The 21234-nt window shown below is 51.5% G+C and carries 23 protein-coding genes and 1 other annotated feature; of the genes, 12 read left to right on the forward strand and 11 right to left on the reverse strand.

Going from position 1 to position 21234, the window contains the following annotated elements; translation table 11 throughout:
• Positions 1-58: 58 nt before the first annotated feature.
• Positions 59-1318, reverse strand: coding sequence for a methyl-accepting chemotaxis protein (locus O9139_RS22475; protein WP_270881657.1), 1260 nt, complete (start codon positions 1316-1318; stop codon positions 59-61).
• Positions 1319-1573: 255 nt separating this feature from the next.
• Between O9139_RS22475 and O9139_RS22480 the strand changes: the two genes are divergently transcribed.
• A complete protein-coding gene (locus tag O9139_RS22480; RefSeq protein ID WP_270881658.1) occupies positions 1574-1948 on the forward strand; it encodes an O-methyltransferase in 375 nt (124 codons plus the stop codon).
• 343 nt (positions 1949-2291) lie between these two features.
• On the opposite strand, the gene O9139_RS22485 is transcribed toward O9139_RS22480, so the two are convergent.
• From O9139_RS22485 to O9139_RS22495, 3 genes are read right to left on the reverse strand one after another with little or no spacing between them, the layout of a single operon-like run.
• Positions 2292-3101 carry an ABC transporter ATP-binding protein gene (locus tag O9139_RS22485; protein ID WP_270881659.1) on the reverse strand — a complete coding sequence of 270 codons (810 nt, stop codon included), beginning with the start codon at positions 3099-3101 and terminating at the stop codon, positions 2292-2294.
• Positions 3102-3131: 30 nt separating this feature from the next.
• Positions 3132-4181, reverse strand: a complete 1050-nt coding sequence (locus tag O9139_RS22490; RefSeq protein WP_270881660.1) for a FecCD family ABC transporter permease — start codon at positions 4179-4181, stop codon at positions 3132-3134.
• Positions 4178-5194 carry a FecCD family ABC transporter permease gene (locus O9139_RS22495; RefSeq protein WP_377523766.1) on the reverse strand — a complete coding sequence of 339 codons (1017 nt, stop codon included), beginning with the start codon at positions 5192-5194 and terminating at the stop codon, positions 4178-4180. The genes O9139_RS22490 and O9139_RS22495 overlap by 4 nt, the downstream gene beginning before the upstream one ends.
• Positions 5195-5400: 206 nt before the next feature.
• Between O9139_RS22495 and O9139_RS22500 the strand changes: the two genes are divergently transcribed.
• Positions 5401-6408: an ABC transporter substrate-binding protein gene (locus tag O9139_RS22500; RefSeq protein ID WP_270881661.1), complete on the forward strand. Its 1008-nt coding sequence runs from the start codon at positions 5401-5403 to the stop codon at positions 6406-6408.
• Positions 6409-6533: 125 nt separating this feature from the next.
• Here O9139_RS22500 and O9139_RS22505 read toward each other — a convergent pair whose 3' ends face one another.
• Entirely contained in the window at positions 6534-6758 is a 225-nt protein-coding gene (locus O9139_RS22505) for an alpha/beta-type small acid-soluble spore protein (RefSeq protein ID WP_270881662.1), read from the reverse strand.
• 157 nt (positions 6759-6915) lie between these two features.
• Here O9139_RS22505 and O9139_RS22510 point away from each other — a divergent pair, with 157 nt between their 5' ends.
• The 3 genes from O9139_RS22510 (at position 6916) to ilvD (ending at position 9857) form a co-directional block, all read left to right on the forward strand.
• Positions 6916-7401: a hypothetical protein gene (locus tag O9139_RS22510; protein ID WP_270881663.1), complete on the forward strand. Its 486-nt coding sequence runs from the start codon at positions 6916-6918 to the stop codon at positions 7399-7401.
• Between the two features lie 13 nt (positions 7402-7414).
• A complete protein-coding gene (gene rnhA / locus O9139_RS22515) occupies positions 7415-8056 on the forward strand; it encodes a ribonuclease H (RefSeq protein WP_270881664.1) in 642 nt (213 codons plus the stop codon).
• A 115-nt stretch (positions 8057-8171) separates the two neighbouring features.
• A complete protein-coding gene (gene ilvD / locus O9139_RS22520) occupies positions 8172-9857 on the forward strand; it encodes a dihydroxy-acid dehydratase (protein ID WP_270884004.1) in 1686 nt (561 codons plus the stop codon).
• Between the two features lie 296 nt (positions 9858-10153).
• Here ilvD and O9139_RS22525 read toward each other — a convergent pair whose 3' ends face one another.
• On the reverse strand, positions 10154-11326 hold the full coding sequence (locus O9139_RS22525; protein ID WP_270884005.1) for a permease: 1173 nt from the start codon (positions 11324-11326) through the stop codon (positions 10154-10156).
• A gap of 119 nt (positions 11327-11445) precedes the next feature.
• Positions 11446-11725 (forward strand) — a binding site (T-box leader).
• Positions 11726-11798: 73 nt separating this feature from the next.
• Here O9139_RS22525 and trpS point away from each other — a divergent pair.
• Entirely contained in the window at positions 11799-12779 is a 981-nt protein-coding gene (gene trpS, locus O9139_RS22530; protein ID WP_270884006.1) for a tryptophan--tRNA ligase, read from the forward strand.
• A 60-nt stretch (positions 12780-12839) separates the two neighbouring features.
• Here trpS and bshA read toward each other — a convergent pair whose 3' ends face one another.
• Both bshA and O9139_RS22540 read right to left on the reverse strand, forming a co-directional pair.
• Positions 12840-14000 carry an N-acetyl-alpha-D-glucosaminyl L-malate synthase BshA gene (gene bshA / locus O9139_RS22535; RefSeq protein ID WP_270884007.1) on the reverse strand — a complete coding sequence of 387 codons (1161 nt, stop codon included), beginning with the start codon at positions 13998-14000 and terminating at the stop codon, positions 12840-12842.
• A gap of 169 nt (positions 14001-14169) precedes the next feature.
• Complete coding sequence (locus O9139_RS22540) at positions 14170-14346, reverse strand: DUF5325 family protein (protein WP_270884008.1); 177 nt, start codon at positions 14344-14346, stop codon at positions 14170-14172.
• Between the two features lie 150 nt (positions 14347-14496).
• Between O9139_RS22540 and O9139_RS22545 the strand changes: the two genes are divergently transcribed.
• A complete protein-coding gene (locus O9139_RS22545; RefSeq protein WP_377523759.1) occupies positions 14497-14721 on the forward strand; it encodes a small, acid-soluble spore protein, alpha/beta type in 225 nt (74 codons plus the stop codon).
• Between the two features lie 95 nt (positions 14722-14816).
• Here the strand turns inward: O9139_RS22545 and O9139_RS22550 are convergent, their stop codons facing one another.
• Positions 14817-15800: a metal-dependent hydrolase gene (locus tag O9139_RS22550; RefSeq protein ID WP_270884009.1), complete on the reverse strand. Its 984-nt coding sequence runs from the start codon at positions 15798-15800 to the stop codon at positions 14817-14819.
• Positions 15801-15956: 156 nt separating this feature from the next.
• Between O9139_RS22550 and O9139_RS22555 the strand changes: the two genes are divergently transcribed.
• Entirely contained in the window at positions 15957-16250 is a 294-nt protein-coding gene (locus O9139_RS22555) for a hypothetical protein (RefSeq protein WP_270884010.1), read from the forward strand.
• Between the two features lie 51 nt (positions 16251-16301).
• Here O9139_RS22555 and gerQ read toward each other — a convergent pair whose 3' ends face one another.
• A complete protein-coding gene (gene gerQ, locus O9139_RS22560) occupies positions 16302-16742 on the reverse strand; it encodes a spore coat protein GerQ (protein WP_270884011.1) in 441 nt (146 codons plus the stop codon).
• Between the two features lie 238 nt (positions 16743-16980).
• A complete protein-coding gene (locus O9139_RS22565) occupies positions 16981-17772 on the reverse strand; it encodes an ATP-binding cassette domain-containing protein (RefSeq protein ID WP_270884012.1) in 792 nt (263 codons plus the stop codon).
• A 335-nt stretch (positions 17773-18107) separates the two neighbouring features.
• On the opposite strand from O9139_RS22565, the gene O9139_RS22570 reads away from it, so the two are divergent.
• The 4 genes from O9139_RS22570 to O9139_RS22585 are packed head-to-tail and all read left to right on the forward strand — an operon-like array spanning position 18108 to position 21225.
• A complete protein-coding gene (locus O9139_RS22570) occupies positions 18108-18410 on the forward strand; it encodes an urease subunit gamma (RefSeq protein ID WP_270884013.1) in 303 nt (100 codons plus the stop codon).
• A 17-nt stretch (positions 18411-18427) separates the two neighbouring features.
• On the forward strand, positions 18428-18811 hold the full coding sequence (ureB, locus tag O9139_RS22575) for an urease subunit beta (protein WP_270884014.1): 384 nt from the start codon (positions 18428-18430) through the stop codon (positions 18809-18811).
• Complete coding sequence (gene ureC / locus O9139_RS22580; RefSeq protein WP_270884015.1) at positions 18792-20507, forward strand: urease subunit alpha; 1716 nt, start codon at positions 18792-18794, stop codon at positions 20505-20507. The genes ureB and ureC overlap by 20 nt, the downstream gene beginning before the upstream one ends.
• Complete coding sequence (locus O9139_RS22585) at positions 20440-21225, forward strand: urease accessory protein UreF (protein ID WP_270884016.1); 786 nt, start codon at positions 20440-20442, stop codon at positions 21223-21225. The genes ureC and O9139_RS22585 overlap by 68 nt, the downstream gene beginning before the upstream one ends.
• Positions 21226-21234: the final 9 nt, after the last annotated feature.

The raw sequence follows: 21234 nt of genomic DNA on the forward strand, positions 1-21234 counted from the left end.
CGGATAAATCGAAAGGCGCTCCACACGGTCTGCTAAGACCTTGGAGCGCCTTTTTGATTTATAGCTTAAAGATCTGAACCGTCTGGTGCAGCTGCGTGACGACGCGCGTCATCTCCTCCGCTTGGCTGACGATTGCTTGCACGGTTGCGATCTGCTCGTTCATCGATGCTGATACCTGCTGTGTACCCGCAGCCGATTCCTCGGTAATCGCGGAAATGTTTTCCATCGCTGCTGCGATTTGTTCGGAGCTTTGAATCATCTGCCCGGTTGCTTCGGCAAAACGGGTAATTTCCTCGGAAATAAAGCTGACACTGCCGACGATCTCGGCAAACACAACTTCGGTTTGATCGATGAGGACGGTTTGTTTCTTCACGACTTCCTCATTAATTTGGATGCTGTTGATCGCGTCCTGAATGCCTTGTTCGATACTCTTCACGAAGCCGAATACTTCGCGTGTCAAGGACGTCGACTCTTCGGCCAGCTTGCGAACCTCTTGTGCGACAACGGCAAAGCCTTTGCCGTGCTCACCCGCACGTGCGGCTTCAATCGAGGCATTTAGGGACAGCAGGTTCGTCTGCTCGGCGATCTCGGAGATGGAGCGGGTTACGCTGCTGATTCCGGCAGCCTGGCGAGCCAAATGATCAATCGTCTCCGACACTTGCTTGGTGACCTCGACGTTGCGCTTCATCCCGGCGCCTTGGCTTTCTACGGAAGAGCGGCCTTTGTCGACAAGCGCCATCATTTGATCGGACCGGCTCTTCATTTGTTGCGCGGATTCGGCATACTCGGCGACTTTCGTTTCGATATCTTTGGAAGTGACCGATACACCTGACACTTCTTCGGAAATTTGTCCAGCGCCGGACGCCAGCTCATGTGCGGAAATGCTTACTTGTTCGAGCACCGAGCGGAAGTTTTCGTTTTTCGTATAAATATCACGGCTTGTCTCAAAAACTTGCTTCGAAATCGATCCGGTATCCTTCAAAATATCCCGGAGCTTATCGATCATCTTGTTAAAAGATTGACCCAATTGACCCAGTGTGTCATCGGAAGTCACAGTTACTTTTTGTGAGAAATCGCCTTTAGAAATATTCAGGGCAATTCGTGAAAGTTCGCTCACAGGCTCTGTGAGCTGTCCTTCGAACCACTTAATGAACGGATACCCGCCTGCCACCATAAGCACGAGGAAGATGATTCCCAGTAAGCGGTTCCATTCTGAGGCAAAAGTCACGATTAACAAAAAAATCGCGTTTAAACCTATGAGAGAGTAACATCCTAACTGCAGCTTCTTACTAAAAGACATCGACGACATGCGCCCCATTCCTACCGCTCCTCTGCGAAGATTGTAAAATTATGCAGAAACTTAGGTGTTGTTTGAAATTATAACATCGAATGGGGAAACAATCTATTCATTTCTGTCAACTTTATACAACCTTTAATAAATTTTCGGTTCTACCTTTGGATATTCAACTAAATAATAGAAAAAAATATTGATATATTGTAAAATATACCATATAATGGTTATATATCCTGTGAATTCACAGTCGATCAATGAATGTCTATGAGGAGGATGATAATGAATTTGGAGCATTTGCCGTTATCCAGACAAATCGATTTTGTATTCGCCAAGATGAAGGGAGAATTATGTCATGTGAGTTCCGGGACTGTGTTTATTCACATACGGAACAATGTGGTTGGCAAATTCGGTATCAAGCATTTGCCTATTGAGAGCAAAGATGGCGTGCTAGCCGCTTCGCCGAAGCAAGGGCTGACCGCCCAGCAATACGAGTCCTTCCGTCAGATGGCAATCGACTCATTGAAATACAAGCAGCATTGGACGCATGGTGAGATCATGTTCGATTTTACGATCAGGCAGAACGTCCTTATGGCCAGCGTACAGTTCGAAAGCAATTATAATATGGCGAGCTATAATAGTGGGAAGGCTTTGTGAGGATAGGGCGTATATGGGGCGAAAGTAGATGACGGGAATGGAGCAAAATATTACGTAATGAACGTTCCGTTGTAATGACGCTTATTGTACGTGGCTAAATTCTAGGCTGCTTCCAAAAGCGAAGCAGCCTTTTGCTATAGCATGCAAGGGAAAACCACTAGTGAAGGCTAGTGGCTTGTCTGACGAAGCTAGCTCGTTTTAAACTTCGCTAGCGCTTCTTTCAATTGTTGCGCCATTTGGCTTAGATCTTCGGCTGAGGAGGAGCGAGGAGATGACCTCTATCGAGGCATCTTCCAGAAAGAGGCATTCCCCGATCAGGATGCAGACGGAGAATGCCTTTCGATTAGGCGAAGCTTAGCATACGTCCCTTGCCATAAGGGATGCACATCGGTGTCCCGAAGATCGGGTCCGTGGAAACGCGGCATTTCATATCGAAAACGTCCTGAAGCAGCTGCTCATTGATAATGTCCTCAGGGGTTCCTTCCGCGTATACAGAGCCGTTCTTGATCGCGGCGATATGATGTGCATATCGGCACGCCAGGTTAATATCGTGAAGCACCATCACGATCGTGCGTTGTTCATGCTCATTGAGCTCGAACAATAGGTCCAGCACTTCGATTTGGTGGGTTAAATCCAAATATGTCGTCGGCTCGTCAAGCAGAATGGTAGGCGTATCTTGGGCGAGTGTCATGGCAATCCACGCTCGCTGCCGTTGGCCGCCGGATAGCGAATCGACGCTGCGGTCGGTATATGGCTGCATATTCGTCAGGCGCAGCGCATTCTGCACTTTGTCCTCGTCCTCGGCGGACCACTGCTGCAGCCAGCTCTGATACGGATAGCGGCCTTGCTTGACAAGCTGCAGGACGGTCAATCCTTCAGGCGCGGACGGACCTTGCGGCAGAATCGCCATCCGTCTGGCGACCTCTTTGGTTGGCAGCTTGGCGATCTCTTCGCTATCGAGCAGGATGCTGCCTGATTTTGGCTTCATCAGACGCGCCAGGGAGCGCAGCAGCGTTGATTTGCCGCAGCCGTTGCTGCCAATGAACACTGTGATTTTGCCTTTGGGAATTTGCAGGTTCAAGCTTTCGAAGATGGTGCTTTCGCCATATGTCAACTGAAGGGATTGTGCTTCAAGAGCCGTTCCGCTTGTCATGATTGTCTTCTCCTTTGGATTACGCATAGTTTAACTGCGGTTTCTGCTGCGATAGAGCAGATAGATGAAGATAGGCGCGCCGATGGACGCTGTGAACACCCCGGCAGGAATGTCCAAGGGCTGAAACAGGAACCGGCCGGCGAGATCGGCCAGCAGCAGGAGCAGCGATCCTGTCAGTGCTGACACCGGAACAAGGGCACCGAAGCTGGGCCCTACGAGCTTGCGGGCCATATGCGGAGCCATTAAGCCGATAAAGTTAATCGCGCCGCCAAAAGCGACGGCAGCTCCAGAGAGTGCGACGCTGAGCATGATCAATAGGAAGCGTTGGCGCTGCACGTTGCTACCGACTCCGCGAGCCACCTCTTCACCAAGCGATTGAATCGTCACATGGCGCGATAAGAGGAAGATAGCAGGAATCAAGATTCCGACCCACGGGAGCAGCGGGTACACGGCTTTTTGCCAAGAGACGCCATAAATGCTGCCGGTCATAAATGTTAAGGATTGATTGGCAAGAATGATCGGGCCTGACAGCATCATGAGATATGAGATAGAGCTCATAGCCGCAGAGAAGCCAGTGCCAATCAAGACGAGCCGCAGCGGTGTGATGCCGTTTTTCCATGAAAACATGTAGACCAGCAAAGTCGCTGCGAACGCTCCGATAATGGCGGCAACTGGAAGTAGATGAATACTGACTTTATCGGAGAAAAAGAAGAAGAACGATACCGCGCCGAGTGTAGCACCGCCGGTTGTGCCGATCGTGTCCGGCGATGTGAGCGAGTTGCGCACAATGCCTTGCAGGATGGATCCGGATACGCCCAAGGCAGCGCCGATTAAGACGGCGACGATGACCCGGGGCAAGCGCAATGAGCGCACAATCATCGTACTGGAGTCGGCCCCGTAGCCGAAAACGGCGCGTACCACTTCCGTCGGTTTGATATAAATACTGCCGATGCCTGTGCTTAGAATCATCGTAACGAGCACGGCGAGCAGCAGGATGAAGGTTATGAGCATGGCTTTTTTAGCGATTAAAAAGGAAAAGCCCTTCGTTCGAATCGAGTAATAACGGTCGGATTGTTTCATTTCAGAAGTCTCCCTTGGCGTGCGATATAGATGAAGAAGGGAACTCCCAGTATAGCTGTCGTCACACCGACATGGACTTCCTTCGGCATAATGATGAATCTTGCCGCAATGTCGGCCCCGACTAGTAAAATACCGCCCAGGATCGCGCAATACGGGATGACCCAGCGGTAATCAATACCGACAAGGAACCGCACGATATGAGGTACGATAATGCCGACAAAGACGATCGGACCGGCAACGGCCACGGAACCGCCGGCGAGAACAACGATCACGACGGCAGTGACGAATTTGATCAGCACGGTTTGCTGGCCTAAGCCTTTGGCAACATCATCCCCCATCGCCAAGACGTTAATATGAGGAGAGAGGATAAGGGCGGCTACCCAAGCGATCAAAATGTAGGGATACACCGATTGCAGCATCGCCATTGTGCGTCCTTCGACGGAGCCGACGAGCCAATACAGCACTTGATCGAACGCTTTGCCGTTGCCGAGCAGGATGCCCTGCGTCAGCGCACCGAAAAAAGCGGTGATCGCAGCACCGGCGAGCGTGATTTTCATCGGCGTCAACCCGTCGCGGCCCAACGAGCCTAAGCCATAGACGAGGGTTGAGCTTACGGCAGCGCCGAGGAAGGCGATCCATGTAAACTGCGTCATGCTGCTTACTTGGAAAAAGCCGACGGATAGGACGATCGCGAACGCCGCTCCGGCGTTGATGCCGAAGATGCTTGGCGAGGCCAGCGGATTGCGGGTCATGGCCTGCATGAGCGCACCAGCTACGGCCAGGCTTCCGCCAACCAAGGCGGCGATTAGCGCTCTCGGGATTCTGACGGTTTGAATAATAATGGCATCGTTGGATTGCGCATTCGAGAATGAGTCTGTGATTTGATTCCACGAATAAGTATGTAAGCCGAACCTCAAGCTGCCGACCATGAGCAGCGCCAAGACACAGCAGGCGGCGATCAAGCCGAGCGTTTTATAAATGTTGACATTACGGTGTGAATGGATTGAATTCATGTGCGTACGCCTGCTTCCTTATTAGTTGCTTTTTTATTTTAATAAGGAGTGTCCATTTATGTCAATGAATATGAGAATCATTATCACAAAAATGATTGACAAGGGGCAGAGTATCATGGATAATGATAATCGTTATCAAAGCGAGTACATAAAGCATGTACATTCATTATTTATAAATAGGAAAGAGATTCATGGGGGGAACTGAAATGTCAGTTAATCGTAAGTTCAAATTCGCAAGAGGGTGGGCCCTGCTTGCTGTCATGTTCGTATTATCCGTTGTGCTTGCAGCGTGTGGAGAGAAGCCGGCTGCACAAACGGCAGCATCTTCAGCATCTGCGGCGCCTAAAGAAACTACACAAGCGTCCGGACCGCGCACGATTAAGCACGCAATGGGCGAAACGCAAGTGCCTGCCAACCCGCAGCGGGTCGTCATTTTAACAAATGAAGGTACAGAAGCTTTGCTGGCGTTAGGTGTTAAGCCGGTAGGTGCTGTGCAATCCTATACAGGCAGTCCTTGGTACGATCATATCAAAAATGATATGCAAGGCGTGACCGTCGTTGGCGGCGAATCCCAGCCGAACCTGGAGCAAATCGCGGCGTTGAAGCCGGATCTGATCATCGGTAACAAAATGCGCCATGAGAAAATTTATGACCAATTGAAAGCTATCGCACCGACAGTTTATTCCGAAACGCTGCGCGGCGAGTGGAAAACAAACTTCCAATTGTATGCGAATGCTTTGAACAAAAAAGACGAAGGCGATAAAGTAATCGCTGCGTTCGACAAGCGTATTGAAGACTTCAAGAGTAAAGCCGGTGACAAGTTGAAAGAGAAAGTAGCCGTCGTTCGCTTTATGGGCGGTAAAACAAGATTCTATTTCGGCGATATGTTCACTGGTGTTATCTTTAAACAAATCGGTTTTGCCCGTTCTGATGCGAAGAGTGATGAGAAAGCGTTCGAAGATATTACGAAAGAGCGTTTGACAGAGTTGGATAACGCAGATCGCGTGTTCTACTTCACCTATGAAACTGGCGATGGCAAAGGCAACAAGCAAGAACAAGAATGGATGAACGATCCGCTTTGGAAAAACTTGAAAGTTGTCAAAGATAACAAACTGGTTAAAGTGAATGATGCCACTTGGAATACAGCTGGCGGCGTTAAGGCGGCTAACATTATGCTCGATGACCTCTACAAAATTTACGACATCAAACAATAATGTCAACAGGCCTTTCGTTCGCAAGAACGGGGGGTTTTTTTATTCAGCCACAGTGCAAGAAGGGCCTCCCCCTAAGGAAATGCCCTTAAGAGAAAGCCCTTGTTCGTTAAGTATAGGGAATTCTGTTATCTTACGAATTTGCCAGCAAGTTGCTGCTCAGCAATTTGGACGAGACGACGAGTGATGTTGCCCCCGATTGCACCTGCATCGCGGGTAGCCATGTAGCCCATGTAGCCGTCTTGAGGAATTTGGATACCCAATTCTTGGGCAACTTCATACTTCAATTGGTCTAGAGCGGCCATAGCTTGTGGAACAACTAACTGGTTACTGCTACGAGATTGTCCAGCCATCTGTTATCACCTCCAGTAATAGGTAGTATAAACGGATTTTCAAATTATACTCATCTTTCAATTGGAAATTTTTACATTTTGTTAAGGTTAGATAAGCATATAAATTCGGTCTTTGTTATAATGGAGAAATCGAACCTATGGGAGCGGAGGTGGAGTGATGTTTGAGGTCAAAGTAACGGGCTGGTCGCACGATCGCGATTTGCAAATTATTCAAGCGGATGTGCGCATGGCTGTAGACGAGGATATCATTATCGAAGAGCCGCTGTGTGTGGATGTCGGACTTCCTGCATTTTTGGGCAGTGTGTTCAAGGATACGGAGCCTAACCGCTTTGCGCCTGCTGACCAGTGGGAGCGGATGCCGTTTTTCGTATGCGGGTGCGGGGACCCGGAATGCAGGGGCTTTTCCTTTGTTGTACGCCATCTTGATGGTAAACAGGTCGAACTGCGCCATGTGGAAGAGCGTGGGGACGGTACTTACCGGGAGCTGGACAGCTATCTCATCGCCAAGGACGAGTACAGCAAGCAGGCGCTGCAGTTAGGTCAATCGTTTCTTCACTTTATAAATGGATTGGATTACAGGCCTTATTTTGCCGATACCGTGAAAGTCGTAACAGAGCTGGTTGAACAATTACAACAACAATGACGGAGTGTGGATCATGGCGCAAGCAAAATATTATGTCGTTTGGGTAGGCCATCAACCTGGGATTTATCGATCGTGGGCGGATTGCCAGGCGCAGACTAAAGGGTACCCGCAGGCTCGCTTCAAGTCCTATGAGTCGGAGGCTGAGGCGTCAAAAGCTTTTGAACGCGGCTGGCAAAAGTCGCTGAACTTCTCAGGGTCTGGTTCGGCGAGCGCGTCCGGCAAAGCTGCCAGCAATGAGGCCCCGCCAGAGGTCGACTATAACAGTATCTCGGTTGATGTTGGCTGCTCGGGCAATCCAGGCATCGTGGAATACAAAGGCGTGGATACGAGAACTGGCGAGATTATTTTTTATCAAGGCCCGATTTCCAAAGGTACGAATAATATGGGTGAATTTCTGGCGATCGTTCACGGGCTGGCCTATTTGCAAAAGCAAGGGAGCAATAAAACGATCTATACGGATTCGGTGACGGCGCTGAGCTGGATCCGCAAAAAAGAAGTTGCGAGCAATCTGGTCCGGGACGCTTCGACCGAGGAGATATGGACACTCGTGGACCGGGCGCTCAAATGGCTCAAAACCAATACGTATACGAACAAAATTGTCAAATGGGATACGAAAAAATGGGGCGAAATCAAAGCGGATTTCGGGCGGAAGTAAGGTTGCTGCCAATACTTTGACGCGTCGACAGACTAAAGCGAGAAAAATTCTGAAAAGTGTGATATGATAGTTTTTAATATTTTCTGAATTGAGAAGGAAGAGGAGAGAACTACTAATGGCTAATCCGAAAATGCGTAGCGACATGATTAAAAAAGGTTTTGACCGCGCTCCTCATCGCAGCTTGCTGCGTGCTGCCGGTGTGAAAGAGGAAGATTTTGGAAAACCGTTTATTGCAGTCTGCAATTCTTATATTGACATCATTCCTGGTCACGTGCACCTGCAAGAATTTGGCAAGTTGGTTAAGGAAGCTATTCGTGAAGCGGGCGGCGTTCCTTTCGAATTCAACACGATCGGTGTTGATGACGGTATCGCGATGGGCCATATCGGCATGCGTTATTCCCTGCCAAGCCGGGAAATTATCGCCGATTCCCTGGAAACCGTCGTGAACGCGCACTGGTTCGACGGTCTCATCTGTATTCCGAACTGTGACAAAATTACACCAGGCATGATTATGGGCGCACTTCGCGTGAACATCCCGACGATGCTCGTCAGCGGCGGCCCGATGAAAGCCGGTAAAGATAAGAACGGCAGATCGATCTCCTTGTCTTCCGTATTTGAAGGCGTCGGCGCTTTCCAAGCGGGAACGCTGGATGAGAAAGGTCTGGAAGAGCTTGAGCAATACGGCTGTCCGACTTGCGGCTCCTGCTCTGGTATGTTCACAGCGAACTCCATGAACTGTCTGGCGGAAGGCCTCGGCCTCGCTATGCCAGGTAATGGTACGATCCTGGCGGTTGCCGAAGAGCGCAAGCAGTTCGTCAAAGATTGCGCGAAGCAATTGATGGAATTGATCAAACTTGACATTAAACCGCGCGACATCGTGACGATGGAAGCGATTGACAACGCGTTTGCGCTGGATATGGCGATGGGCGGTTCCACCAATACAGTTCTGCATACGCTGGCTATCGCTGCTGAAGCAGGCGTGGAGTATCCGATTGCCCGCATCAATGAAGTTGCTGAGCGCGTGCCTCACTTGGCCAAAATTGCCCCTGCCTCCGACTACCACATCGAAGATGTGCACTTGGCTGGCGGCGTGAGCGCGATCATCAATGAGCTTCTGAAGAAGCCGGGCGCCATGGACGGAGACCGGATCACGGTAACCGGCAAGACGCTGCGCGAGAACGTAGCTGGCTGCGAGATTTTGAACACGGACGTTATCCATACGCTGGACAACCCGCACAGTGAGAAAGGCGGTCTGGCTGTTCTGTTTGGCAACCTTGCGCCAGAGGGCAGTATTGTCAAGGTTGGTGCCGTGGACAAATCCGTAGGCGGACGCCACGTGGGTCCAGCGATTTGCTTTGACTCGCAAGAGGACGCGCTGTATGGCATCGCCAACGGCAAAGTGAAGGAAGGCCACGTTGTCGTCATTCGTTACGAAGGACCGAAGGGCGGCCCTGGTATGCCAGAGATGCTGGCGCCAACTTCGCAAATCGTCGGCATGGGTCTGGGAGCCAAAGTCGGTCTGATCACAGATGGACGTTTCTCCGGCGCATCGCGCGGTATTTCCATCGGTCACATCTCGCCTGAGGCGGCTGAGGGTGGACCGCTGGCCTTCGTTCAAGACGGCGACATCATCGATCTGGACATGAACAATCGCAAGATTGAGCTGCAGATCAGCGAAGAAGAGATGGCGAAGCGCCGCGAGAACTGGAAAGGCTTTGAGCCGAAGATCCAGTCCGGCTACTTGGCGCGTTACTCCAAGCTGGTGACGAATGCTAGCGCGGGCGGTATTTTGAAAATCTAATTGCAGAATAAAAAAGCTTTGCTTAAAGCGGCATGTGTGCTGCTTTTGAGCAGAGCTTTTTTTGTTGAAAATAAGGGGATGTAAAATTCCTATGATCCGGTCGAGCGTCATGAAAGCTTTTTTGGCTGCGGCTGGTGGGGGCTGGGCCTAGCTAGGTTAACCCTGCCAAAGTGGATATTCCGCTCTAGGGAGGCTTGTGAGGGCCCGTCTGTCCCGGCGGCATGGCGGATATTCCGCTTTAGGGAGGCAGGCGAGGGTTCTGGTGCCCCTTCAAAGCGGTTTTCCCGCCATATGCATCAAAGATGGAAAAACTTCATAAAAAGGAGTGAACCTGCGAAAACAGTAACGCCTACCAGAATAGACAGTGTCAGCACAAAGCGCGCTTTGAAGATAGATAGCAGCATGAACGTGCTTTTGACATCAATCATCGGCCCGAAAACGAGAAAAGCCAGAATGGAACCCGCTGAAAAAGTGCTGGAGAAGGAAGTGACGACGAAGGCATCCGTGGTGGAACAAAGCGAAAGCAGATAAGCAAAGCCCATCATGAACAAGTGGGAAATAATGGCCCCTTGGCCGATAGCGCTAAGGCTATCTTTGGTAATAAAAGTTTGAACGAGCGCTGTGAGCATGGCGCCGATCATAAGGTACTTGCTCATTTCGTACAATTCGGAAGTGCCATGGCTCAGCATCATCGCCAATCGGCCGCCGTGCGCGTGGCTGTGGTCATGGGCATGGCCATGATCATGCCCATGATGGTGATCGTGGTCATGGTCATGGTGGTGGTCATGACCATGGTTATGGCCAAGATGGTCATGATTATGATGACCACCGGAATGCACACGAATGTCAGCATTCGTGTGATCGTGCGCACCAGCGCCACCACCTGCATGCACATGCGTGCCGCCGCCGCTGCTGGGCGCGATAGGCTGCCGCAGCGGGCTGCTTCTGAGGAACTGTGTCAGCACGAAGCCGACGACAAGCGCGACGAGGAACGCGAGGCCCATTCGTGAATAGGCCATCGCCGGCTCGCTGCGAAAAGCCATATACGTGGAGGCGAACACGATCGGATTGAGAATCGGTCCGACGAGGATGAAAATGACGGCGATGTAGACCGGCATCCCTTTACGCATAAGCCGGCGCACAAAAGGGATCATCCCGCACTCACAAAGCGGGAACATAATGCCCAGCACGCAGCCGAACAAGATGCCGACGAGCGGATGGCGCGGTGTCATGCGGCGGATGAACGACTCCGGGATGAAGCCTTCGACAATGGTGGAAAGCAAGATACCCAATAGCATGAAAGGCAGCGCATCCAGGAAAATATCCATAAACTGAGCGAACACAAGCCTGACTTCATGCGTCACCAAAGTGACGTCCGGAAGCGGTCTTGTATTCAGGATCAGAATGATTAATCCCATGCAAATGGCGGTGGTGACAGGAAGACTCCATCGGTACAGAGCGGAAGCCAAGTCGCATTACCCCTTTGTCCTAAAAATGTCATACATCCCTATCCTATGTACAAGACGCTATGGATAGGACAGATTGCTTGATTGACATTGTGGAACGAGGGTGTATAATAGTATAAAATCAGTAAGCGAAGACAGGAACAAGTAAGCTTGAATGGCTGTTTCCCAGAGAGCCGGTGGTTGGTGCGAACCGGTGAAACGCGCAAGCCGAATGGATCCTTGAGCTTGAGGCTGAACGCAGTGACGGATGACCAGAACCTAGGCTGGCTATTATACCGTTTTTGTCAGTATGCTGAACGGCCGCTCCCCGTTATCGGAGTTTGAAGGTCTTATGAGCTTAGCGATGCGAATGGCTGTGATCATAGACAAATTAGGGTGGTACCACGGTCTCTCGTCCCTTGCGGCGAGAGGCCTTTTTGACGTTTATTCAGCAGTATTTTACAATATATGGCAACTGACTACGGGAGGGAATTGTATGAAAAGAGTATTATCCGGGATGCAATCCAGCGGACAACTGACGATTGGCAACTATATCGGCGCACTGCGCAACTATGTCAAATTGCAGCACTTGCATCAATGTTTCTTTATGGTCGTGGATATGCACGCGATCACGGTTCCGCAGGAACCGGCTGCGCTCCGTGAACAGACGGAGATGGCCGCGGCTCTGTACGTAGCGGCAGGTCTGGACCCGAACAAAGCGACCATCTTCCTGCAGTCGCATGTAAGCGCCCATGCGGAGCTGGGATGGATCATGACGACGCTGACCAACATGGGTGAGCTGGAGCGCATGACGCAGTTCAAGGACAAGGCCGAGGGCAAGGATTCCGTCGGCGCTGGCTTGTTCACGTATCCATCGCTGATGGCGGCGGACATTCTCCTCTATAATGCTGATATTATTCCGGTCGGAGACGACCAGAAGCAGCATCTGGAGCTGACACGCGACTTGGCGAACCGCTTTAATAACCGTTTCGGTGAGTACTTCACGATGCCTGAGGCGTACATGCCTGAAGTGGGTGCGAGAATTATGTCCCTGGACGATGCTTCCAAAAAAATGAGCAAGAGCTCGCCGAATCCGGGTAGCTTCATCGGCATGCTCGATGAGCCGGACGTCATCCGCAAGAAGCTGAGCCGCGCGGTGACCGATTCCGGCCGCGAAGTGAAATTCGATCCGCAGAACAAGCGCGAAGTCAGCAACCTGATGAGCATCTACTCCCATTTTGCGGAGATGAGTCTTGTTGAGATTGAAGCGAAGTATGAGGGACAAGGATATGGGCCATTCAAAAAAGATTTGGCCGAGCAAATTGTCGCTGTGCTGGAGCCGATTCAGCAGCGTTACAAAGAAATCCGCCGTTCCGGCGAGATTCACGACGTGCTGAAAAAAGGCGCGCAGGAAGCCGCCGAAGTAGCCAATCAGACGCTGCTTGAAGTGAAGAAGCGGATGGGGTTTGTACTGTAAAAACAAAAGTGGTTAAGTCAAGAGCGATGCGCTCTGGCTTAACCACTTTTTTTGCTCGCGTCACATGTTCACAGAGGGCTTCAGCCGCTGTGAATTCCCCACGACGCGGTAGTAGATGTCTTCGTATTGTTCCACGACGGAGGCCGCGGAAAACTTCATGCGTGCCTGCTGCATGCCCGCACGTGAGAAATCGCTCCACAGCTGCGGGTCGCGCAGCAGTTGCACGGCATAGGCTGCCATCTGCTGCGTATCGCCGACCGATGCAAGGAAGCCGTCAATGCCGTGGCGGACCACTTCCGGGATGCCTCCGGCTTCGGAGCCGATTGTCGGCACGCCTGCAGCCATGGCTTCCAAAGCGACGAGACCGAAGCTCTCCTTCTCCGAAGGGAGCAGGAGCAGGTCGGCGAGGCCGATCACCTCGGCTACGTTGTTTTGCTTGCCGAGGAAGTGCACTCGGTTCGTGAGCCCCAGCTCCTTCACCTGGTTCACGGCCTTGGCCAGGTCCGGGCCTTCGCCGACAAAAATAAGATGCGAAGGCACCTGTCTATGTACAGCAGCGAAGATGTCGATGACATCGGTAATCCGTTTCACCGGCCGGAAGTTGGACATATGCAGCAAGATCTTCTCTTGCGGCTGGGCGAACCCGGCTCGGAGCTGCGGATTGGCAGGCGTCATGTAATCCCGCGGATCGACGAAGTTGTAGACAAGATCAATCTCTTTATCAATCGCGAGCACGTCGTACGTCTCCAGCATTAAATCCCGTGAAACCGCGGTGACAGCATCGCTCTCATGAATAGCCATGCGGATCAGATCGCGCAGCGACGGGTCATGTCCAAGAATCGTGATGTCGGTCCCGTGCAAAGTTGTGACCACTTTCAAATGTTCCCCGACCATTTGCTTCGCCAAATAAGCGCAAATCGCATGCGGGACTGCGTAATGGACATGCAGCAAGTCCAGCTGCTCCTGCTTGGCAACCTGCGCAAGCTTATTGGCCAGCGCCAAATCATAAGGCGGATAGCGGAACACATAATAATCGCTGACTTCCACCTCATGATAAAAAATGTTTGTATGGAACTGGCCAAGGCGAAAAGGCATCCGATCCGTAATAAAATGGACTTCATGGCCTTTCTCCGCCAGCATCTTGCCCAGCTCTGTCGCTACGACACCGGAACCGCCGAGTGTCGGGTAGCAAGCAATACCGATTTTCAGCATCGGGTTCACCTCACGCTTTTTACAAATTCTACACATATTTCAATAATAAAATATTTTCATTTTGGTAATAAAATTGATGAAAAAAAGTAGTGGTACTGGACAACTACTTCTTTTAGGCTAGTTTTTTACTTGGTCGTGAGAAAAGTATAGCTTTCTAGTCAAGCCGGTGTCAACGGTTCTAATTGTCCCTTTTGCGCAGCTTGGCTTTAACGACGAAACCATAACCGATAAAACCGATTGCGATAACAGCGCAAAGCAGTACCATCCAAGGCTGTCTGAGGGCGATGAACAAACTGATGCCGGCCAGTAGTAAGGTGCCGATAACAGCGAATAGAAGTGCGAGCGGTTTGCTCATGAAGGTCACCTGCTTTCTATCGATAAACTTATCTTACCATTTTAAACTTTTTTCATCGCTGTGCATATAATTTCATTTCCTTCACATACTATCTTTGCAAGCTTGCAAATACATCAAAGATCATAGCTGACTGAAAGGAGCAAGATCCTTATGGCACAAAATCGCAGCAGTAACACATTGATCGTTCCACAAGCTAATGCAGCATTAGACCAAATGAAATATGAGGTAGCTCAAGAGCTAGGCATTCAAGCTCCTCAAGATGGTTACTGGGGCCATATGGCTACCCGTGACACTGGCGCGATCGGTGGTAACATCACTCGCCGCTTGGTGCAAATCGCTGAGCAAACATTGGCGGGTCAAGGCAACTACCGTTAATCTCGAGAAGTGGAATAGCGAGCCCGGAGGATCATTCCTCCGGGCTTTTGTTTTGGCCAAAATAAAGACGCGTCCGACAACGCGCCTTGGTTTGCTTATAAGAGATCGACTTTCAGTTTCTTCTCCAGTCGCGACTCATTGACCCAGCCTACGTAAGAATCAAGGGTCAAAAAGTTGTGATCCATCCGTAGAACGGCCACGAACGGATACTGCTTGCGGTGGCGGTATCTCACGTCAGCCCAGCGAACTTCGTAGCCCCAGTGATGCTCACTAACTTCTGCGCACGCGTAAGAGGAGAAGTACAGCAGAGCCTGGATATTCTCATGCTTTTTGGAAGCTTCAATGGCTGGATGCTCTTCGCATTTGATCGTATCGATCCACTTCAGTTTCAAATTGCGAAGCTCACCGAGCTGGAACGTGCCATCGGTTCTTCGTTTCACGACATTCCATACATAGAAGTGAAAAGTGACGATCAGGGTATACTTATCGCCTGGCTGGTACGTAGGGTCTTTGCGGTAAAGTCCCTTTTCTAATATATAATGATCCAGCGATCGCCACATATAGTACAGTGCGATTAAGGCGTAAAGGAACGGAAAAATGAGCTGCGGTTTGGCCAAATGGAACGACCACATAAAGATCGCGACCAGATGGCTTAAAAAGATGAAAGGATCAAAAATGTGTATAATGTTCCATGACACCCACTTTTCTGAAAAAGGGCGCAGCGCCTGTGTTCCATACGTATTGAATAAGTCAGTAAACACATGAAAGCAGACGGCGATGGCGACCCACATCCCCACGTGAAGAAGAGGAAGTCCGTGGAAGCATAGCGCAAGCGCTCCGGTGATGAGCAGTGTCCAGATCAATAAAGCGGGCAAGGAATGCGAGCGGCCGCGATGATTGCGGATGTACGTAGCGTTTCCTTTGAACCGGAGCAAACCGTCCACGTCAGGAATCTGGGAACCGATGACGGTTCCGACGAATACGGCTGTAGTAACAGCCGGACTAGCTGCAACGACTGGGTCGATTTGCGACAAACCCGCTAACCCTAAACCGATAACGAGATGTGTGCCAGTGTCCAATGAAGTTCCTCCTAAGGCCTCGGTAGAGGTTTTTTCAGTCAACCTTCGATAAGACCTTGATCGTGGATGTCAAGGTTGTTTACCTTTGGTTGATTGGTAAGCATAAGTCTAGTTTACCATTTTGGAGCAAAAAATAAATCAGAAGGAGTGCTAAAAATGTTTAAAGTTTTTGTTGAATATGCAGTCAAAGCGGAGGGGCGCTCGACCTATCTCATCTATATGCAGGAGCTTAGGAAGCGGGAAGGGCGTTTGGAGCTGCTGGAGGGTACTGACCAGCCGGGGCTTTTTGTCGAGATTTGGGATGGACTGACGTTCGAGGAATATGAAGCGCTCAAAAAAGAGCGGCTCACGCCTGCGGCTACTGAAGAAAGAGGCGCCTCATGGGAGCAGTGGATCGAAGGCGGACTGCGGAAGCTGCATATGTGGCATTTCACCGCGGTAAATAAATAATAAAAAGCCGCGGCTCTATATGGATAGAGCACTGCGGCTTTTTTTGCATGCTTAGCGGACTTGAGTTCCTTGCCCACCGCCATACGGATAGTAATAGTTCAGTTCTTCATCAAAAGTGATGTAGTCCAGGTTCACCATAAGCAGTAAGTAGCGCATGCCTGTCGTAGGATCGCTAATGATGATGTGGTCGCGGCCGGCTGCTTCCAATCTGCCTTTAAAAATTTTGGCGTTCCATTCCGAGTTGTTCTCATATGTCATATACAAAGTAGCCATTTTGCCGAGGTTTAAACGGAGAATGTTCTCGATGAACGATTGCTCCATAGGCAGTTGGCCTGGCGTTCCAATTTGTCCTGGGGCGCCTGGAACGCCTGTGTAAGTAGCTGGACCCGTAGGTGTTGCGGCTGGCGGTGTTGCTGTAGGGTGTGCAGGGTTCAACGGATAAGGATAGCCGTACGGTACTTGCATCCCTGCCTTGTAAGGGTTGTTCATCATAATTTGCAAATCCTCCTTGAGCTTTCCAATCGAAAGCTTTCTTCATTTTGCGTTTTGGCACTGGGCCATTTCCCTAATCATCATATGAGCAGGAGCCCATTTGGTGACTAAAAATCTGCGCCATTTACGCAAATAAAAACTTTCGTTCCCTCGACCGGATCACAGGCTATGATGAAAATTTTCATATTAGGGAGCTTGGGGATGTTTTTATGATTGCGGGGTCAGACACGCAATGAAGCTAAGCGCCTCGCTCCACTTTCCTGCCGAGGAACGTCTCCGCTGCTTTGTCATCGTTCAGGAGCTCCTGTACCAGGCTTTCCCGGAGCAGTGCGCCCTCACGGAGCAAAGTGACCTTGCCGGCGAAGCAGCGGACAAAGGCGAGATCGCGCTCGGCGACAAGGATCGTCTGCTCCGCGTTGATCGCATGCAGCAGCTCGCCGGTTTGCTCAGCCTCGCTGACGGTCATGCCGGCCGTAGGCTCGTCAAGCAGCAGCAGCTCGGGCTCCTGCATAAGCAGCATGCCGATTTCGAGCCATTGCTTCTCGGCGTGGGACAGCGAGCCTGCCCGTTCTTTGGCCTTGCTCTGCAGGCCGATCATGGCAAGCCTATGATGCAGACGGTCGCGCTGCTCGCTGGTCATCTTCGTCCAGAGCGCGCTGAGCAAGCCTCGTTGCTGCTTGAGGGACAGCGCCAAGTTCTCGAACACCGTCAATGTCGAGAAGACCGATGGCGCCTGCGATTTGCGGCCAATGCCCAATTGGGCGATTTGCTGCTCCTGATGCTTCGTCAAGTCGATGGAATCTTTGAACAGTACGTGCCCTTGGGAAGGTTTCACCTTTCCGCTGATGACATGAAGCAGTGTTGTTTTGCCTGAGCCATGGGGACCAACGAGGAAGCGCAGCTCGCCGTACTGCAAAGTAAAGTTTACATTGTGCAATGCTTGGATATCGCCAAAACGGACTTCCAATCCTTCCAAACGAAGAATGTCCCTGCCGGGTGCAGGATTGTGCAGCGCAAATTGTCCTAGCATGAAGATCCTCCTCCTTAGGTTAACTGATCGTCTATTGGTCGGACGGATGAGGTGCAGTTCTCATTTACGTCCTGCTGTTTTATAGGTTTAATACTAAAATAATAAAGTGTGATCGAAAATAATGTCAACAATATTAACATAAATAATAAATAGTTGTGGTTGGCGCACAAATGAACTTCGATATTTGAGTTATTTTTCTAATAATATACCAATTTAAAAGAATTTTTCGCGTTTAAATGTTATATATTCTAACATAAATGATTTACACCACTCGAGGAGCCGAATATAATGAGGGTAACGCTTTTCCAATTTTCGGATTTTGAAGAGGTGAAGAGATGTATTTGACGGAGAGAGAAAAGGAGAAGCTGCTCATCACGGTGGCTGCGGACTTGGCCAGGCGCAGGTTGGCCAGAGGTGTCAAGCTGAACTATCCGGAAAGTATCGCTTTGCTGACCTCAGAGATTATGGAAGGGGCAAGAGACGGTTTGACGGTAGCTCAACTGATGGATTTCGGCACGACGATTCTGAAAGCGGATCAGGTTATGGAGGGCGTGCCGGAAATGATTCATGAGGTGCAGGTGGAAGCGACCTTTCCAGACGGCACGAAGCTGGTCACAATTCATCAACCTATTCACTAATCGGGGAGGGGAACGGCATGATTCCTGGTGAATTCCGAACGCGGAAGGGTAGCATTACCCTTAATGAAGGCAGGCTCACAGCCGAGATTGTGGTTACGAATACGGGCGATCGGCCTGTGCAGGTGGGCTCGCATTATCATTTTTTTGAAGTCAATCGGGCGTTGGACTTCCCCAGGGAGATGGCCTTCGGTATGCGTCTTGACATTGCGGCTGGAACGGCTGTGCGTTTCGAGCCCGGCGAGCAGAAGCCGGTGCAGCTTGTGGCGCTGGGAGGCGCGCAGAAGTCCTACGGCCTGAATGGCCTTAGCCTAGGCTTGGCGATGCCAGGTGTGATGCCTGCAGACGTCCGTGAACGATGGCAGGCGTGGAAGGAGTGCTCCGATGAAGCAGATCGATCGTAAGAGCTACGCACTGATGTTCGGACCTACGAAGGGCGATGCCGTGCGGCTGGCGGACACTGACCTTTGGGCTATGATCGAGCACGATTACACGGTCTATGGGGACGAGTGCAAATTCGGCGGGGGCAAAGTCATCCGTGACGGGATGGGTCAATCCAGCGGGGCGACGCGTCAGGAGGGCGTGCTGGATACGCTGATCACCAATGCTGTCATCATTGATCATTGGGGCATTGTCAAAGGTGATATTGGTCTGAAGGACGGCCATATCGTCGGCATCGGCAAAGCGGGCAACCCTGACATTATGGACGGCGTGCACCCGAACCTAATCGTAGGCGCAAGTACGGAGGTCATCGCCAGCGAAGGCAAAATCGTGACAGCCGGTGGCATCGATGCGCACATTCATTATATATGTCCGCAGCAGATTGAAACAGCGCTAGCTTCGGGTGTGACCACGATGATTGGCGGCGGAACGGGACCGGCGACGGGGACGAATGCGACGACATGCACCCCAGGGGCATGGCATATGCGCCGAATGCTGGAGGCTGCCGAGGCGTTCCCCATGAATTTGGGTTTTACGGGCAAAGGCAACTCGTCGTTTCTGGCGCCCTTGACAGAGCAGATTGAAGCCGGAGCGATCGGGCTGAAGCTCCATGAAGATTGGGGGACGACACCCGCAGCGATCGATGCGTGTCTTGCAGCCGCCGACCAGTACGACGTCCAAGTGGCGATCCATACGGACACATTGAATGAAGCGGGATTTTTAGAGGATACGCTTGCGGCGATTAAGGGCAGGACGATCCATACGTACCATACGGAAGGCGCAGGCGGCGGCCATGCCCCGGATATTATTCGCGCCGCTTCCGAGCTGAATGTGCTGCCTTCCTCAACGAACCCGACGCGGCCCTTTACGATCAATACGATTGAAGAACACCTGGATATGTTGATGGTGTGCCATCATCTGGACAGCCGCATTCCTGAAGATGTGGCTTTCGCAGATTCACGGATCCGCCCGGAGACGATTGCGGCGGAAGATATTCTCCACGATCTCGGCGTGTTCAGCATGCTGAGCTCGGATTCACAGGCAATGGGGCGTGTGGGGGAAGTCATTATCCGCACCTGGCAAACCGCCGATAAAATGAAAAAACAGCGCGGCCCGCTCGCGCCGGATTCGGAAGAAGGCGATAACTTCCGCATCAAGCGGTATATCGCCAAATATACGATTAATCCGGCGATCACGCACGGAGTCTCCCATCTCGTGGGCTCGGTCGAAGCGGGAAAATTCGCCGATCTAGTCATCTGGAGCCCGATGTTCTTCGGCGTCAAGCCGGATCTGGTGCTCAAAGGCGGCAGTATCGCCTATGCGCAAATGGGCGATCCAAACGCCTCGATCCCGACGCCGCAGCCTGTCTTCGGGCGACCGATGTTCGCTGCGTTCGGCAAGTCGCTGACGCAAAGCTCCATCACCTTCGTCTCGCAAGCGGCTTATGACCGCGGTATCGCCCAGACCATCGGTCTGCAAAAGCGGGTCGAGCCGGTGAAAGGCTGCCGCCATGTGACCAAGAAGGACATGATTCACAATGGCGAGACGCCTTCAATTGAAGTGAATCCGGAGACGTATGAGGTCAAGGTGAATGGTGAAGCGATCACTTGCGAGCCGGCGAAGGAGCTGCCGATGGCGCAGCGGTACTTTTTATTCTAAAAAAGCGGAGGTGACGGCGATGACGGCTTCGACCGGGTTTCACTGGCTGGCTTATCAGCAGCTGCTGGATTCTGCGCTGCCAATCGGCGGCTTCTCCCATTCCTTCGGGCTGGAGACGCTGGTGCAGCAGGAGCGGCTGCGGACTGTCGACGAGCTGGAAGATTATATCCGCTCGATGCTGGCGGGCAGCTGGGCGACCGCGGACGCTATGGTAATCAAGGCGGCCTACGCATGCATCCCGGTGAACAACCTGCCGCAGCTATGGCAAATCGACCGGATGCTGCATGTGCAGCGGGCATCCAGCGAAGCCAGAACCGGCGTCCAGAAGATGGGCCGCCGCTTGCTGCAGCTCACGCGCTCGATGTATCCCGAGCTCAATTGGGCGCCGCTCGATGAGGCGGTGACCGCCGAACGGTGCGGCTGCACCCATGCGCTTGTGCACGGCTGGGTGAGCTATCATCTCGGCGTTCCGTTGGATAACGCGGTAGAAGGTTATTTATACTGTTGTATCGTCACCTGCGTGAACAGCGCGTTGCGGTTAATGTCCATGGGGCAGACCCAGGGACAGATGCTGCTGGCGAAGTTGGTGCCCCTGACGGGCAGTGAGTGGCAGCGGGTCGCGCATCTGGACCCGATGGATGCTTATACGAACACACCGGCTGCGGATCTGGCGATGATGCAGCACGAAACCCTGTATTCCCGATTGTTCATGTCCTAGTATTCCTGT

Origin of the sequence: Paenibacillus aestuarii (assembly GCF_027789125.1) — a bacterium.
Taxonomy (GTDB): domain Bacteria; phylum Bacillota; class Bacilli; order Paenibacillales; family NBRC-103111; genus Paenibacillus_E; species Paenibacillus_E aestuarii.

Coding starts and splice junctions, on each gene's coding strand:
- O9139_RS22475 (WP_270881657.1), bottom strand. CDS start 1,318: ATGGGGCGCATGTCGTCGATGTCTTTTAGTAAGAAGCTGCAGTTAGGA.
- O9139_RS22480 (WP_270881658.1), top strand. CDS start 1,574: ATGAATTTGGAGCATTTGCCGTTATCCAGACAAATCGATTTTGTATTC.
- O9139_RS22485 (WP_270881659.1), bottom strand. CDS start 3,101: ATGACAAGCGGAACGGCTCTTGAAGCACAATCCCTTCAGTTGACATAT.
- O9139_RS22490 (WP_270881660.1), bottom strand. CDS start 4,181: ATGAAACAATCCGACCGTTATTACTCGATTCGAACGAAGGGCTTTTCC.
- O9139_RS22495 (WP_377523766.1), bottom strand. CDS start 5,194: ATGAATTCAATCCATTCACACCGTAATGTCAACATTTATAAAACGCTC.
- O9139_RS22500 (WP_270881661.1), top strand. CDS start 5,401: ATGTCAGTTAATCGTAAGTTCAAATTCGCAAGAGGGTGGGCCCTGCTT.
- O9139_RS22505 (WP_270881662.1), bottom strand. CDS start 6,758: ATGGCTGGACAATCTCGTAGCAGTAACCAGTTAGTTGTTCCACAAGCT.
- O9139_RS22510 (WP_270881663.1), top strand. CDS start 6,916: ATGTTTGAGGTCAAAGTAACGGGCTGGTCGCACGATCGCGATTTGCAA.
- rnhA (WP_270881664.1), top strand. CDS start 7,415: ATGGCGCAAGCAAAATATTATGTCGTTTGGGTAGGCCATCAACCTGGG.
- ilvD (WP_270884004.1), top strand. CDS start 8,172: ATGGCTAATCCGAAAATGCGTAGCGACATGATTAAAAAAGGTTTTGAC.
- trpS (WP_270884006.1), top strand. CDS start 11,799: ATGAAAAGAGTATTATCCGGGATGCAATCCAGCGGACAACTGACGATT.
- O9139_RS22540 (WP_270884008.1), bottom strand. CDS start 14,346: ATGAGCAAACCGCTCGCACTTCTATTCGCTGTTATCGGCACCTTACTA.
- O9139_RS22545 (WP_377523759.1), top strand. CDS start 14,497: ATGGCACAAAATCGCAGCAGTAACACATTGATCGTTCCACAAGCTAAT.
- O9139_RS22555 (WP_270884010.1), top strand. CDS start 15,957: ATGTTTAAAGTTTTTGTTGAATATGCAGTCAAAGCGGAGGGGCGCTCG.
- gerQ (WP_270884011.1), bottom strand. CDS start 16,742: ATGATGAACAACCCTTACAAGGCAGGGATGCAAGTACCGTACGGCTAT.
- O9139_RS22565 (WP_270884012.1), bottom strand. CDS start 17,772: ATGCTAGGACAATTTGCGCTGCACAATCCTGCACCCGGCAGGGACATT.
- O9139_RS22570 (WP_270884013.1), top strand. CDS start 18,108: ATGTATTTGACGGAGAGAGAAAAGGAGAAGCTGCTCATCACGGTGGCT.
- ureB (WP_270884014.1), top strand. CDS start 18,428: ATGATTCCTGGTGAATTCCGAACGCGGAAGGGTAGCATTACCCTTAAT.
- ureC (WP_270884015.1), top strand. CDS start 18,792: ATGAAGCAGATCGATCGTAAGAGCTACGCACTGATGTTCGGACCTACG.
- O9139_RS22585 (WP_270884016.1), top strand. CDS start 20,440: ATGGTGAAGCGATCACTTGCGAGCCGGCGAAGGAGCTGCCGATGGCGC.